Raw genomic sequence first — 13,556 nt, 5'->3', positions numbered from 1 at the left:
TCTGTCCGCACCACTCGCCAGTAACCAAGAGGAACAAAGATGATCGGCGCCGTCAGCGGCCTGTTGTATGCGATGTCACTGGTCGTGGGCGTTTGGGTTCTCGTCAAACTTGTCTCCAACAGCCCGGTGCTGTTGAAGAACCGAGCAGATCGCGCGCTCTTCTGGACCATTTCAGCAACCGAGGTAGTGGTGCTTGCGCAGGCCATCATCGGATTTGTCGCGATGTTCACCAGTGATCGCGAAATCCATCGGCTCACCTTCGGCGCGTATCTGATCGGCTTGCTGCTGCTGCTTCCGATCGGCACGTGGTGGTCGCTGGGCGATCGTTCTCGCGGCGGCACAGCAGTTCTGCTCGTCGCCGTCCTCACCCTCGCAGCCATGGTGCTGCGCCTGAGCCAGATATGGGCCGGATATGCCTGATACCTCCCAAGACGACAGCCTCAAACAGGCAACTCGTACCGGTTTCGGCCGCTTCCTCATTGCGGTCTATGCCGTCTTCGCGGTCGCCGCGACATCGAGATCTCTGGTCCAGCTGACAACACGCTTCGACGAAGCCCCGTTCGCGTACATCTTGTCGGCGGTGGCAGCGGTGGTCTACATCATCGCGACCGTCGGACTCGCGCGAGCAACCGAGACCTCGCGACGCGTGGTAATGATCTCCTGCATCATCGAGCTGGTCGGAGTACTGGCCGTCGGCGCCCTCAGCTACCTTCAGCCCGACGATTTCCCCGACGCGACAGTGTGGTCGCACTTCGGGCAGGGATACGTATTCATCCCGGTGCTTCTCCCGATTGCCGGCCTGTGGTGGCTGCGTCGCACCCGCAACGCTGGGGTCTAGGCGGGTAGAGCTGCGAGGTTCGCCACCGACTTGGTGACATCCGAGCCCAAAGCACGCGCGACGACACTGCCGACCGGGCCGAAGAGCACTCCCCCACCGAAGTAGGCGTCGAGCGTCAGTTTCGATCCGCTCCGATGCTTGCGGACGTGGATGGTCAGCGAGATCTTGATGCCGCCTTTGCCGGTTCCCGACATCTCGATCAGCTTGGGTTCGTCGAACTCGGTGAACGTCCATCGGATCGTGTTCTTGAAGCCCTTGACCTTGACGAGGGACTCCACTTCGGTGCCTTTGCTGAGCACCTTTGGGGGCGGGGAGCACCAGCCACCGTGAATTGTCATCCACTCGTCGAACCTGTCGAGCGCCGACGCTTTGTCCCATGCGCCCTGCGGATCCTCGGGCATCTCTACCGAGACGCTGATCGTTGCCATGCTTCGAGCTTGGCACAAGTGCCTCGCGGCTCCGCTGGCGACCGTTAGCCTGAGCGCATGGCGACGCTCGACATCGCAGGTCGGAAGGTCTCGGTGACCAATCTCGACAAGGTGCTGTTTCCGAGTACGGGCACCACCAAAAGCGAGGTCATCGAGTACTACACGAGCATCGCCCCGGCCATGCTCCCGCACATCATCGGCCGACCGGTCACCAGGAAGCGCTGGCCGAACGGCGTCGAGCAGCCCTCGTTCTTCGAGAAGAATCTTGCTTCCTCCGCTCCGGACTGGCTCGACAGGCGCGAGATCAGTCACTCCGATCGCGTCGTGACATACCCGCTGTTCTCCAGCGCTGCCGATCTCGCTTGGCTCGGCCAGCAGGGCGCGATCGAAGCGCATGTTCCGCAATGGCGATTCGACGGGAACTCACCAGGCCCCGCCACGAGGATGGTGTTCGATCTCGACCCGGGTGACGACGTCGATCTGGACCGCTGCGCCGAGGTCGCATGCGAGATTCGCGACATGATCGCCGAGATCGGATTCCGGGCGTTTCCCGTCACCAGCGGGAGCAAGGGGATTCATCTCTATGTGCCGTTGGGGAAGCCGCTGACGTCTTCTGGTGCCTCGACGGTGGCCAAGCGCGTCGCGACGCTCTTGGAGGATCGATCGCCCGATCGAGTGACGGCGACGATGGCGAAGGCAAAACGCAGCGGCCGGGTATTCGTGGATTGGTCGCAGAACAACGGGAAGAAGACGACCGTTGCGCCGTACTCGCTCCGAGGACGGGCTGAACCTACCGTCGCCGCCCCACGATCGTGGGAGGAACTCGAGTCGCCAGGACTGAGGCAGTTACGTTTCGAGGAAGTCCTCGATCGTTACCGCCGCGACGGTGACCTGCTCGCCGAGCTGGATCCACCGATCGAATACTCCGAGCCGGACAAGCTGACCACTTATCGGAACAAGCGCAGTGCCGCCAAGACCCCGGAACCGATACCGGAGAGCACCGAGGAGACCGGGAACGGCGATACGTTCGTCATTCAAGAACACCATGCTCGACGGCTGCACTACGACTTCCGGCTCGAACACGACGGCGTCCTGGTCTCGTGGGCGGTTCCGAAGAACATCCCCGACGACCCAGGGAAGAACCGCCTCGCCGTACGCACCGAGGACCACCCGCTGGAATACGCATCGTTCGAGGGCAGCATCCCCAAGGGCGAGTACGGGGGCGGCGAGGTGTCCATTTGGGACAGCGGAACCTACGAGCTGGAGAAGTGGCGCGAGAACGAGGTGATCGTTGTCCTGCACGGCGACAAGGCGAAGGGTCGCTATGCGCTGATCCGCACCAAGGGCGATCAATGGCTCATGCATCTGATGAAGGACGCGGCTCCGATCAAGGCTGACATCGCGCCGATGCTCGCCACGGCGGGTGACATCACCGACCTTGCCGACGGGGATTGGACGTTCGAGGGAAAGTGGGATGGATTCCGCGTGATCGCACGGTGTGCCCACGGAGAAATGAAGCTTGTATCGCGCACCGGTAACGATCTCACCGCGCGCTTTCCCTCACTTTCTACGATGGCCGACGAACTGGCAGACCACGATGTCATTCTCGACGGTGAAGCCGTGGTATTCGATGCCGACGGAATTACAAGCTTCGAATTACTACAGAACAGCTCGGGCCGAGAAGTGCGCTTTATCGCCTTCGATCTGCTGTATCTCGATGGCACATCGCTGGTGAAAAAGAAGTACTCCGATAGGCGACGCCTACTCGAATTGCTGACGACCGGGCTCGAGTCGGTGCTCGTGTCGGAGCAACTGACCGGCACGGCCGAAGAAGCCCTCGACGAGAGCGTCCGACGCGGCTGGGAGGGCGTCGTCGCCAAACGAACCGACTCGATCTATCAGCCGGGTAAGCGCGCCAAGACATGGATCAAAACCAAGAATTGGCGGACCCAGGAGGTGGTAATCGGGGGTTGGCGACGCGGCCGCGGCCGTCGAGCAGGTGGTCCCGGGTCGCTGTTGGTCGGTGCTCCCGGGCCAGAGGGACTCCAATATCTGGGTCGCGTCGGAACCGGTTTCAGCGACCGCGCACTCGAGCAGCTGAGTGAGCTGCTGGCTCCGCTCGAGACCGACGTATCACCATTCTCCGAGCAACTTCCCACCGCTGACCGGAAAGACGCGGTCTGGACCACGCCGACTCTAGTGGCCGAGGTTCGATTCTATGAATGGACCGATTCCATGCATCTCCGTCATCCGAGCTGGCGTGGAATTCGTGAAGACAAACGGCCATCGGAGGTCGTCATAGAGAACAACCCATAGCCTCGTAAGGAACACCCTTTATGGGGCTTCAACACTTTTTCGGCGCACTTTCTCCACTGCGCCCTGGAGGGGCGGAAAGTAACGGGTGGGATATTTTTTTACATATACCCCTCGGGTGGTTGCGAAATGAGCCAGTCTCAGTTCGAGTCCAAAATTTTCGAAAGGGTTACGACGCTATGCGCGCTATTGCATTGATGGGGGCCGCCGGAGTGACCGCAGCCCTGGTCGCGTGTTCCGCCATGATGGCAGCGGTCCCGGCTGCGGCCGGTCCGCTACAACCGACGCCGATCTCGGACGCGTTCTACGGTCCAACGCCGGACCTGGAGGCGAAGAACCCGGGCGACATCATCTCGAGTCGACCGATGGCTCCGCCGGCCGGATTTTTCGACGTGGACGTCTGGCAGCTGCGATTCCGTTCGACGAATTCGACCGGTGCGCCGATCGCGGCGGTCACCACCGTCATCGCCCCTAGGAACAAAGCGCCCAATGGCCCCTTGCTTTCCTACCAACACATCATCAATGCACTCGGTTTGGAATGCGCTCCTTCACAGGCGCTGTGGTCCAACGACCCCAACCTCGTCATTCGCGAAGCCCCGGCACTCAACGCGGCGCTGCAGCGCGGCTGGACCGTCAACATCGCCGATCACCTCGGACCGAACAGTGCGTACGGCGCCGCGAAGTTGGGCGGACAGATCGTCCTCGACAGCATTCGGGCCGCCCAGCGCTTCGATCCGCTCCAAGTAGCGCAGAGCCCGGTGGCCCTCGCGGGATACTCGGGCGGCGGAATGGCGACGGCGTGGGCTGCGGCCTTGCAGGCTGCCTACGCTCCGGAACTGAACATCGTCGGCAGCGCAGCAGGCGGAGCTCCGATGAACCTCGAACGGATGGCTCGCGAACTCGGATTCAATCCCCATCCAGTCTTCGGCCTCGCTTTCGCAGCAGCCCTCGGTCTCGAACGCGAGTACCCCAACCGCATTCCCATCACAGCCCAGCTCAACCCGCTCGGACAGCAAATGGCCCGTGAAATGCAGAACGGATGCACCAACGACATCCTTCGTGTGGGCGCAGGAAAGAGCGCGACCCAGGTCGCCGACACCACCGACCTGATCAACAGCCCGGAAATGGTCGCCGCCGTCAACGAGAACAGCGTCGAAATGTATCCCGGAGTGCCGAAAGCTCCGTACTTCGAGTGGCACAGCCCGACCGACGCCCTCATTCCAGTCTCCTCGATCACCAACACTCTCGGCCGCTACTGCGCAGCCGGCGTCCAGGTCCAAGAGGTCCAGGTGGAAAGCAACGACCACCTCACCGCAGCGGTCCTCGGATTGCCGCAGGCACTGGACTGGATCAATGCCCGCTTCGACGGAGTCCCTGCACCCAGCAACTGCTGAACCCTGGCTCCGCAGGTCACTCCGCAGGCTGCGCTTCCACCCACCCGGGTCACTCCGCAGGCTGCGCTTCCACCGAAAACTGGGTCCGATGCAGCTCCTCGTAGCGTCCCCCCGCTGCGAGGAGTTCCTCATGGGTACCGCGCTGGACGATCCGGCCTGCTTCGACGACCAAAATGACGTCGGCGGCACGGATGGTCGACAGTCGGTGGGCGATCACCACGGAGGTCTTCCCTTCCAGGGCTTCGCTCAGCGCAGCCTGGACGGCGACCTCCGACGTCGAGTCCAACGACGCAGTTGCCTCGTCCAGAATCACCACTCGCGGGCGCGCGACGAGTAGACGTGCGATCGTCAGTCGCTGCCTCTCACCGCCGGACAACCGGTACCCACGCTCGCCGACGACAGTGTCCAGCCCGTCGGGCAGCGAAGCGACGAGATCGCTCAACCTGGCCCGGTTCAGCGCATCCCACACTTCCTCGTCCGTCGCGTCCGGTCGCGGCAACACGATATTCGCTCGGATGGTCTCGTGGAACAGATGCCCGTCCTGGGTCACCATCCCGACTGCACCGCGAATCGACTCGGCGGTCAAGTCGCGCACGTCTACACCGGCGAGGCGCACTGCGCCACTGTCGACGTCGTAGAGCCGTGCGATCAGCTGGGCGATCGTCGACTTACCTGCACCCGAGGTGCCGACGAGTGCCACCATCTGGCCGGGCTCCGCGCGGAACGACACGCCGTGCAGAACTTCCTCGCCGCCGCGTGAATCGAGCGTTGACACTTCTTCGAGCGAGGCCAGCGACACCTTGTCGGCCGACGGGTAGGCGAATCGGACGTCGTCGAGTTCCACCGACACCGGCCCGTCGGGAACGTGTGTCGCGTCGGGCTTGTCCTGGATCAACGGAACCAGATCGAGGACTTCGAAGACTCGCTCGAAGCTGACGAGTGCACTCATGATCTCGACGCGGGCGCTGGCGAGCTGCGTCAGCGGTGAATACAACCGGGTGAGCAGCAGCGACAGTGCCACCACAGAGCCCGGGTCGAGCTGACCACGGAGCGCGTAGAAACCGCCGAGCCCATAAACGACGGCGAGCGCAAGTGCCGAGACGAGCGTCAACGCCGTGATGAAGACCGTCTGCACCATCGCGCTGCGGACGCCGATGTCGCGGACACGGGAAGCACGTACCGCGAACTCGCTGGATTCGATGTCGGGCTGGCCGAACAACTTCACCAACGTCGCTCCCGGTGCGGAGAACCGCTCGGTCATCTGTGTGCTCATCGCCGAGTTGTGATCGGCCGCCTCACGTTGCAGACGCGCCAGGCGTCGGCCCATCCGCCGTGCGGGTATCACGAAGACCGGCAACAGAATCAAGGCCATCAGAGTGATCTGCCAGGAGATCCCGATCATCACGACCAAAGTCAGCACCAGGGTGACCAGGTTGCTCACCACTCCGGACAGGGTGTCGCTGAACGCCCTCTGCGCGCCGATGACGTCGTTGTTGAGTCGACTGACGAGGGCGCCCGTCCTGGTGCGGGTGAAGAACGCTATCGGCATCCGCTGCACGTGGTCGAACACCGCGGTACGTAGGTCGAGGATGAGACCCTCGCCGATGTTCGAGGACAACCACCGACTGAAAAGCCCGATAGCCGCGTCGACGATGGCGATGAGCCCGATCAGCAATGCCAGGCGCAGGACAACCTCGAACGCGTCGCCGTCGACGATTGCGTTGACGACTCGACCGGCCAGGACGGGCGTTGCGACCGCCAACGCCGCCAGCACCACACTGAGCAGGACGAAACCGATCAGCTTGCGGCGGTGTGGCTGCGCGAATGTCAAAATTCTGCGTGCGGTATCAGCCGAGAACTTCGTCTGTTGGGAGGAGGCATTCATCGTCCGATACATCTGGTTCCGCGCCGTGACTTCCATGCTCATGTCTTGACCGTAGAACCTCGATGAAATTCGAGTTCGAGCGGTTCGGTGGTGACAATCAGCCCGGCCGATGCCGAGACGGCAGCAGCTCTAGCGACGGCACGTCGGAATCGTTCCGAGCACGACCGTTGCGTCGAGCTCGTCCGAGCGAACCACGCGTGTATCGAAGCCTGCATCTCGAACGAGGCTCGCAGTCTCGGGTGCCTGCAGTGCGCTGGTTTCGATCAGCAGATGGCCACCGGGTACGAGCCAGCGCGGTGCGTCCGCTGCAATCCGACGCTGCACCGCGAGACCGTCGACGCCGCCGTCGAGGGCCACCATCGGTTCATGATCGCGCGCTTCCGACGGCATCGAGCCGATCTCATCCGTCGGAACGTAGGGCGCATTCGCTACCACGACATCGACGTTGCCGCGCAGGTTCAGCGGTAGTGCCGAATACAAGTCACCCTGGTGCACCTGGCCACCGAGGAACTCGACATTGATTCGGGCGCACTCCAGAGCAACCGGATCGACGTCGGCGCAATGCAATTCGATTCCGGGAAGCTCGGACGCGAGAGCAGCTCCAACCGCGCCCGAACCGCAACAAATATCGACCACGGTCTCGATCGGTAGGGATGCGGCCTGCTCCACCAACAATTCGGTCCGTCGGCGAGGTACGAAAACACCGGGGCCGACCGCAATGCGTATGCCACAGAACTCCGCCCACCCGAGCAACTGCTCCAGCGGGATGCCCGACGCGCGTCGCGACACCATATTTTCGAGTTCGGCGCCGTCGAAGACGGCGGTCAGCAACTGTGCCTCGTCCTCGGCATACACGCATCCGGCGGAACGGAGGATGCGGACGACGTCGAGTAGCAACAACGGATGGATCGAGTCCTGTCGAATCATCGAGGAGCCTTCCGGGACGACCGTGTCCAGCGCCCTGACGACTGTGTGACTTCCGATCCGACTTTAACGCAGGTCCCACTCTCATGCAGGGAGAAAAATTCGTCCGGACACCGATCCGCGCACCGTATTGGTCGCCACGACCGCCCATGCGGTGACGAGGAGCACGAACAACGCGACAGCAAGCAGATGTAGCCCGGTACTGTTCGTTGCTGTTCCGAGAGCTGCTGCACCCGTAACGCAGGTGCCGACTGGGAAGGTGAAGCTCCACCAGGTCAGCGAGAACGTTAGTCCCTGCGACGCCGCCCTGACGGTCAATGCCATGGCCGTCGCGAACACGAGCGCGCCGAATACCGCCATCACGATTCCGTACACGATCCCGAAGACATGCAGCCCCGACGCGATGGCTGCATCGTCACCGGAAAATACTCTTGCCGAGACGGCGCCGAGCAGGTTCGCTGCGGTGATGGACTGGCCGATCAAACCCAGGCAGATCCACACGGTGGGCATGGCCTGAAGTGGCGGAGTGCCACCGCGAAGCAAGTGCCGCCCGATCAGCGCCATGGTGAACATACCCACGGTCAGACTCAGCGCGAACATCGCGTAGCAGGCGACAAGAAGAACCAATCGCGGACGACCTTCCATGTGCTGCAACAGAAATACTCCGGTGGAGGCTGACACCATGGGTGGGACGACGGGCATCAGCCAGGCCGGCAGTGGCGCCGCGTGGGCGCGCGCAGCGATCATCCGCCATGGAATCCACACGGTTGTCGCCAGGCCCATCAGCGTGCCTGCCGTCCACAGAACCACGTCGATCGACAATGCCGCGCTGTGCCCCAGGACATCTTTGCCGACGAGGAGCGTTCCGGCACCGACCGTCAGAAACGCCATCGGTGGGGCGCCGTAGAACAGTGACGCAACCGGGTGTCGCGCGTATCGACGGGCATTGCCGCCGTGCAGGATCCAGTGCGCCGCGAAAGCAGCGACCAGTGCAATCAACGCCGCCGACGCGATTGCCCACACGATCAGCGCGAATGTGTGGAGGCCGGTGACCTGCACTGGGAGCGTCGCAGCTGCATTGGCGACGATGCCGGTGCCCATGATCGATGCGAACCAGTTGGGGCCGAGGTGCTCGAGCACCTGTCCCGGGCGATCGAGGTTGTCGAACAGCCGTGGCCGCGCTGATATCAGGGTGGCTGGTGTGGTCATGCCTCCACGGTGGCTGCTCGAGTGCGCGGCCGGTAGAGGTCTTGCACTTGTGCGACCACAATTACAATTTGTTACGCCAGCTCAGCGGAGGTAACTTGACCGACACATCAGGATCGGACGACAGTTGACGGGTGACTCCGCCCGCCCCACGGCCCAACCTGCTCGCCGACTGTTCGAGCTGCTTCGGTCTCTGCTGCGTCGCGTTACCGTTCGCCCGATCCTCCGACTTCGCCGTGAACAAGGATGCAGGCGAGCCCTGCCGCAATTTGCAAGAGGACTTTCGCTGCGGAATTCACACGAAGCTCCGAAGCTCAGGGTTCCGTGGGTGCACCGTGTACGACTGCTTCGGCGCTGGGCAAAAAGTTTCACAGCACACGTTCAACGGCCGAAGCTGGCGCGAGGACACCGCTCTTGCAGGTCGGATGTTCGAGGTCTTTCCGGTCGTACGTGCGCTGCACGAACTGCTCTGGTACTTGACCGAGGCAGTCGGCCTTCCAGCGACAGAGCCCGTTCGTACTCGACTGCAGAGCGCTCTCCATGCCACCGAGGCACTGGCCGGTGGGTCCGCCGATGAGCTCACACAGCTCGACGTCGATCGACATCGAGGACAAGTGAACGAGGTATTGCTGGCGGCCAGCAATCTGGTTCGGACACAGGCGAAGGGCAAGAAGAGGAACTATCGAGGGGCGGACCTCGTCGGCAAGAGGCTGACGGGCATCGACCTGACCGGTGCCAGCTTCCGCGGTGCCTACCTTGTCGCAGCAGACATGCGAAGGTCCGATCTGCGATTCGCCGACATGATCGGTGCGGACCTACGCGACACCGATCTCTCCGGCGCGGACCTTCGAAAGAGCTTGTTCCTCACACAGTTTCAGATCAATGCCGCCAAAGGCGATGCCGAAACCAGGATTCCCGACGCGCTCGAGCGTCCGCCGCACTGGCCCAAAACCTAGCACGCGCTCTCAACTCAACGCGATCAAGTTCCTGGGGTCGGACAGCATCGAGGCGATGTCGGCGAGAAATCTCGACCCTTGTTCGCCGTCGACGAGGCGGTGATCGAACGACAAGCTCAACGTGGTCACCGATCGTAACGCGATCTCCCCCTCGAATTCCCACGGTTGACGCCGGATTGCTCCGAAGCACAGGATCGCGGCCTCACCGGGGTTGAGAATAGGAGTCCCCGAATCCACCCCGAAGACACCGACATTGGTGATCGTGATCGTTCCGTCGGCGAGATCACCGGGCCCGGTCTTGCCTTCCTTTGCCGTCCCGGTCAACGCGGCCAGTGCATACGCAAGATCCTTCAGGCCGAGCACATGCGCGTTCTTGATGTTGGGCACCATCAGGCCCCGCGGCGTGGCAGCGGCGATACCCAGATTGACGTAGTGCTTGGTGACAACTTCCTGCCGGTCCTCGTCCCACTCGGAGTTCAAGCTCGGATTGCCCCGCAGCGCAACCAACAAGGCTTTGGCGACCATCGCCAACGGCGTCAGGCGCACCTCGCGAAAATGATCGGTGGTCCGCAGCGAGTCCAGTAGTTCGACGGTCGGCGTGACATCGACGGTGATGAACTCGGTGACATGTGGAGCAGTGAAGGCACTGGCGACCATCGCTGCGGCCGTGTGCTTTCGGACGCCTGCGATCGGAGTGCGAGTCTCATCCCTCCCAACATCGACCTTCTCGGGAACCCGGTCGAGATAGGCAGCAATGTCTGCACGAGTGACGTCGCCATGCGCTCCGGTGGCGGGCACCTCGGCCAGATCGACGCCTTCTTGCTGCGCGACGTGCCGAACAGGCGGTGACGCCAACGGCTTGGCCGTGGTCGGATCGTCCACGCTAGCAATGGCTTGTCTGCGGTTCGCTCGTCTGCTGGGCGCAACACCTGCAACTCCGTACCCGACGAGGACAGGAACAGGCTCTTCCTGTTGGGCAGGTTCTATCGGTGCCGGATCGACCTCCGCTACGTCGGAGATATCGATCAGCGGGGTGCCGACCTCGACGGTGGTTCCCTCCTCCGCACGGAGAGCGGTGACGATGCCCGCGTAGGGGGAAGGCAGTTCGACACACGCCTTCGCGGTTTCCACCTCGGCGATGACCTGATTGAGTTCGATAGTGTCGCCGACCTTCACCAACCAGGTGATCAGATCGGCTTCGGTGAGGCCCTCACCGAGATCTGGAAGCAGGAAGCTCTTGACGGTCGCCATGTCAGTTCTGTCCGAAACCGAGTGCGCGGTCCACGGCGTCGAGGATTCGGTCGGCATTCGGCAGGAAGTGCTCCTCCAGCTTCGCCGGCGGATATGGAGTGCTGAATCCACAGACTCGCAGTACCGGAGCTTCGAGGCTGAAGAAACACTGCTCCTGCACGCGCGCAGCAACTTCCGCACCGATACCGAGGAAGGTAGCGGCCTCGTGCGTCACGACGAGTCGGCCGGTTTTGCGTACCGAGGCGTTGACCGTGTCCATGTCGAGTGGGGAGAGGGAGCGCAAGTCGATAACCTCGATCGAATGTCCCTCCTCTGCAGCAATATCCGCTGCCTGAAGCGCGGTGGTTACCAGAGGTCCGTACGCGACGACCGTCGCGTCGGTGCCTGCGCGCACGACGCGCGCCTTGTGCAGCGGATAGGCATCGTCGAGTGATGCCGTGACGTCGACCTCGCCCTTCTGCCAATAGCGACGCTTGGGTTCGAAGAAGAGCACCGGGTCGTCCGACGCGATGGCCTGCCGAATCATCGTATTGGCGTCCGCTGCGTTGCTGCAGCTGACCACACGAAGCCCTGCGGTCTGCGCGAAGTAGCCCTCGGGAGACTCCGAGTGATGCTCGACGGCACCGATACCACCTCCGTAGGGGACGCGGATGGTGATAGGCATCTTGACGTTGCCGCTGGTTCGATAGTGCAGCTTGGCCACCTGCGAGACGATCTGGTCGAACGCCGGATAGATGAATCCATCGAACTGAATCTCGCAGACCGGGCGGTAACCGCGAATCGCCAAACCTACTGCCATGCCGATGATTCCGGACTCGGCCAGCGGCGTGTCGATCACACGGTTCGGCCCGAAGTCCTTCTGCAGTCCCTCGGTGATCCTGAAGACACCACCCAGTTTGCCGATGTCCTCACCGAGGAGGATCACCTTCGGATCTTCGTCCATGGCTCGGCGCAACCCGGCGTTCAGCGCCTTTCCGAGCGGAAGCGTCTTCGGCGCGATCGGGAGCGTCCTGGGCGCGGCGAGTGTTGCGGTCATGACCGTGCTCCTTCGAATCCGGCAAGGTAGGCGGAATAATGTTCGCGCTCTTCGTTTATCAGGGAATGCGGTTCGGCATAGACATGGTCGAAAAGAGACATCGGCGATGGCTCGATCGTGCCGAGACATCCCGCTCGCAGCTGAGCGGCCGTCGTGTCAGCGCGGTCCCGGACTCGAGTTTCGAATTCCTCGTCCAGGCCGCCTGCGCGCTCGAGCAGCAACCGGATCCGTTCGATCGGATCTTTACGCTTCCACTCGTCGTCGACTGCAGCGGAGCGATACCGCGTCGGGTCATCGGATGTGGTGTGCGGGCCCATGCGATAGGTGAGAGCCTCGATCAGCGTCGGGCCGCTTCCTTCGCGTGCCCTTGCCAGCGCGATACGGGTAGCTGCCAGAACTGCCAGGACATCGTTACCGTCCACACGCAGGGCCGGGACCCCGAATCCACGCCCTCGTTCGGCAATGGTGATGTGGGTTTGGACCGACACGGGCGCCGAGATCGCCCACTGGTTGTTCTGGCAGAAGAACACCACCGGTGCGCTGAAACTGGCAGCGAATCCAAGTGCCTCGGAGATGTCGCCCTGACTGGTGGCACCGTCGCCGAAGTAGGTGATGACAGCGCCTTCCGCGCCGTCGAACTTCATCCCCAGCCCGTAGCCAGTGGCATGCAGTCCCTGAGATCCGACGATGATGGCCGGCGTTGTCATGTTGTAGTCGTAGGGATTCCAGCCCGACTGTGTCGAACCACGCCAGAATCGGAGCATCTCCGTCGGGTCGACGCCCCGGCAATACGCGACGCCGTGTTCACGGTAGCTGGCGAACACGAAGTCCTCGGAGTGCAGAGCGCGAGCCGAACCCACTTGCGCGGCCTCCTGACCGAGTAGCGGCGCCCACAGTCCGAGCTCGCCCTGACGCTGCAACGCTGTCGCCTCGGCATCGATGCGGCGAACCACGACGAGATCCTCGTACAGCTCACGCACGGTGTCGATCGTGACGTCCGCGATCGCGTCGCTGTACTCCGACTTGGGTGTCCGCTTGCCCTCCGGTGTGACGATCTGGATGAGCGTGTCGGCACTGCTGTTCACGAACATGACCCCGCCTCCAATAACCACTTCACTGTTACCTACGACACAACTCTGAATCATCAGCTAGCGCAATAGTTGGTTTCCCAATTGAGCAGGATGCACGATTACGGCCTGGACGGGAGTGCTGATGTTGCGCTCGATGTGCGATCAGCAGGCTCTGACCAGGGAGCGTGGGCTACTCCGCGTCACCGCGCTCGGATGACACGCACCACATCGCGGATCCAGCGTCCATCGCCCCTA

Annotated in this window: 12 protein-coding genes; 5 read left to right on the top strand and 7 right to left on the bottom strand. The window is 62.5% G+C overall.

The features are described 5' to 3' along the window. Positions 1–39: 39 nt before the first annotated feature. Positions 40–420, top strand: a complete 381-nt coding sequence (locus H2510_RS19585) for a hypothetical protein (protein ID WP_186629956.1) — start codon at positions 40–42, stop codon at positions 418–420. Next, a complete protein-coding gene (locus H2510_RS19580) occupies positions 413–838 on the top strand; it encodes a hypothetical protein (RefSeq protein ID WP_186629955.1) in 426 nt (141 codons plus the stop codon). Before H2510_RS19585 ends, H2510_RS19580 begins: the two co-directional genes overlap by 8 nt. On the opposite strand, the gene H2510_RS19575 is transcribed toward H2510_RS19580, so the two are convergent. Further along, positions 835–1,266 (bottom strand): SRPBCC family protein, encoded by a 432-nt coding sequence (locus tag H2510_RS19575; RefSeq protein ID WP_186629954.1) that lies wholly within the window; start codon positions 1,264–1,266, stop codon positions 835–837. The genes H2510_RS19580 and H2510_RS19575 overlap by 4 nt on opposite strands. A gap of 57 nt (positions 1,267–1,323) precedes the next feature. On the opposite strand from H2510_RS19575, the gene H2510_RS19570 reads away from it, so the two are divergent. After that, positions 1,324–3,582: an ATP-dependent DNA ligase gene (locus H2510_RS19570; RefSeq protein WP_186629953.1), complete on the top strand. Its 2,259-nt coding sequence runs from the start codon at positions 1,324–1,326 to the stop codon at positions 3,580–3,582. A gap of 176 nt (positions 3,583–3,758) precedes the next feature. Then, positions 3,759–4,973: a lipase family protein gene (locus H2510_RS19565; protein WP_186629952.1), complete on the top strand. Its 1,215-nt coding sequence runs from the start codon at positions 3,759–3,761 to the stop codon at positions 4,971–4,973. A gap of 49 nt (positions 4,974–5,022) precedes the next feature. Here the strand turns inward: H2510_RS19565 and H2510_RS19560 are convergent, their stop codons facing one another. The 3 genes from H2510_RS19560 to H2510_RS19550 form a co-directional block, all read right to left on the bottom strand. Beyond that, positions 5,023–6,900, bottom strand: coding sequence for an ABC transporter ATP-binding protein (locus H2510_RS19560; protein WP_186629951.1), 1,878 nt, complete (start codon positions 6,898–6,900; stop codon positions 5,023–5,025). An 87-nt stretch (positions 6,901–6,987) separates the two neighbouring features. Beyond that, positions 6,988–7,785 (bottom strand): putative protein N(5)-glutamine methyltransferase, encoded by a 798-nt coding sequence (locus H2510_RS19555; protein WP_186629950.1) that lies wholly within the window; start codon positions 7,783–7,785, stop codon positions 6,988–6,990. Positions 7,786–7,866: 81 nt separating this feature from the next. Continuing rightward, positions 7,867–8,991 carry a TDT family transporter gene (locus H2510_RS19550; protein ID WP_186629949.1) on the bottom strand — a complete coding sequence of 375 codons (1,125 nt, stop codon included), beginning with the start codon at positions 8,989–8,991 and terminating at the stop codon, positions 7,867–7,869. A gap of 131 nt (positions 8,992–9,122) precedes the next feature. Here H2510_RS19550 and H2510_RS19545 point away from each other — a divergent pair, with 131 nt between their 5' ends. Beyond that, positions 9,123–9,944 (top strand): pentapeptide repeat-containing protein, encoded by an 822-nt coding sequence (locus tag H2510_RS19545; RefSeq protein ID WP_186629948.1) that lies wholly within the window; start codon positions 9,123–9,125, stop codon positions 9,942–9,944. Between the two features lie 9 nt (positions 9,945–9,953). Here the strand turns inward: H2510_RS19545 and H2510_RS19540 are convergent, their stop codons facing one another. The 3 genes from H2510_RS19540 to pdhA are packed head-to-tail and all read right to left on the bottom strand — an operon-like array spanning position 9,954 to position 13,322. Next, positions 9,954–11,195, bottom strand: a complete 1,242-nt coding sequence (locus H2510_RS19540; protein ID WP_186629993.1) for a dihydrolipoamide acetyltransferase family protein — start codon at positions 11,193–11,195, stop codon at positions 9,954–9,956. 1 nt (position 11,196) lies between these two features. Further along, positions 11,197–12,231 (bottom strand): alpha-ketoacid dehydrogenase subunit beta, encoded by a 1,035-nt coding sequence (locus H2510_RS19535; protein ID WP_186629947.1) that lies wholly within the window; start codon positions 12,229–12,231, stop codon positions 11,197–11,199. Further along, complete coding sequence (gene pdhA, locus H2510_RS19530) at positions 12,228–13,322, bottom strand: pyruvate dehydrogenase (acetyl-transferring) E1 component subunit alpha (RefSeq protein ID WP_186629946.1); 1,095 nt, start codon at positions 13,320–13,322, stop codon at positions 12,228–12,230. Before pdhA ends, H2510_RS19535 begins: the two co-directional genes overlap by 4 nt. Positions 13,323–13,556 lie beyond the last annotated feature (234 nt).

Source organism: Rhodococcus sp. BP22, assembly GCF_014281965.1.
Classification (GTDB): domain Bacteria; phylum Actinomycetota; class Actinomycetes; order Mycobacteriales; family Mycobacteriaceae; genus Rhodococcoides.
This window is presented reverse-complemented; position numbering and strand designations above follow the sequence as displayed.

Excerpts from the sequence above, each read along its gene's own strand:
- H2510_RS19585 (WP_186629956.1), top strand. The coding sequence starts at position 40 with ATGATCGGCGCCGTCAGCGGCCTGTTGTATGCGATGTCACTGGTCGTG.
- H2510_RS19565 (WP_186629952.1), top strand. The coding sequence starts at position 3,759 with ATGCGCGCTATTGCATTGATGGGGGCCGCCGGAGTGACCGCAGCCCTG.
- H2510_RS19570 (WP_186629953.1), top strand. The coding sequence starts at position 1,324 with ATGGCGACGCTCGACATCGCAGGTCGGAAGGTCTCGGTGACCAATCTC.
- H2510_RS19555 (WP_186629950.1), bottom strand. The coding sequence starts at position 7,785 with ATGATTCGACAGGACTCGATCCATCCGTTGTTGCTACTCGACGTCGTC.
- H2510_RS19540 (WP_186629993.1), bottom strand. The coding sequence starts at position 11,195 with ATGGCGACCGTCAAGAGCTTCCTGCTTCCAGATCTCGGTGAGGGCCTC.
- H2510_RS19560 (WP_186629951.1), bottom strand. The coding sequence starts at position 6,900 with ATGAGCATGGAAGTCACGGCGCGGAACCAGATGTATCGGACGATGAAT.
- H2510_RS19535 (WP_186629947.1), bottom strand. The coding sequence starts at position 12,231 with ATGACCGCAACACTCGCCGCGCCCAGGACGCTCCCGATCGCGCCGAAG.
- H2510_RS19550 (WP_186629949.1), bottom strand. The coding sequence starts at position 8,991 with ATGACCACACCAGCCACCCTGATATCAGCGCGGCCACGGCTGTTCGAC.
- H2510_RS19575 (WP_186629954.1), bottom strand. The coding sequence starts at position 1,266 with ATGGCAACGATCAGCGTCTCGGTAGAGATGCCCGAGGATCCGCAGGGC.
- pdhA (WP_186629946.1), bottom strand. The coding sequence starts at position 13,322 with ATGTTCGTGAACAGCAGTGCCGACACGCTCATCCAGATCGTCACACCG.
- H2510_RS19580 (WP_186629955.1), top strand. The coding sequence starts at position 413 with ATGCCTGATACCTCCCAAGACGACAGCCTCAAACAGGCAACTCGTACC.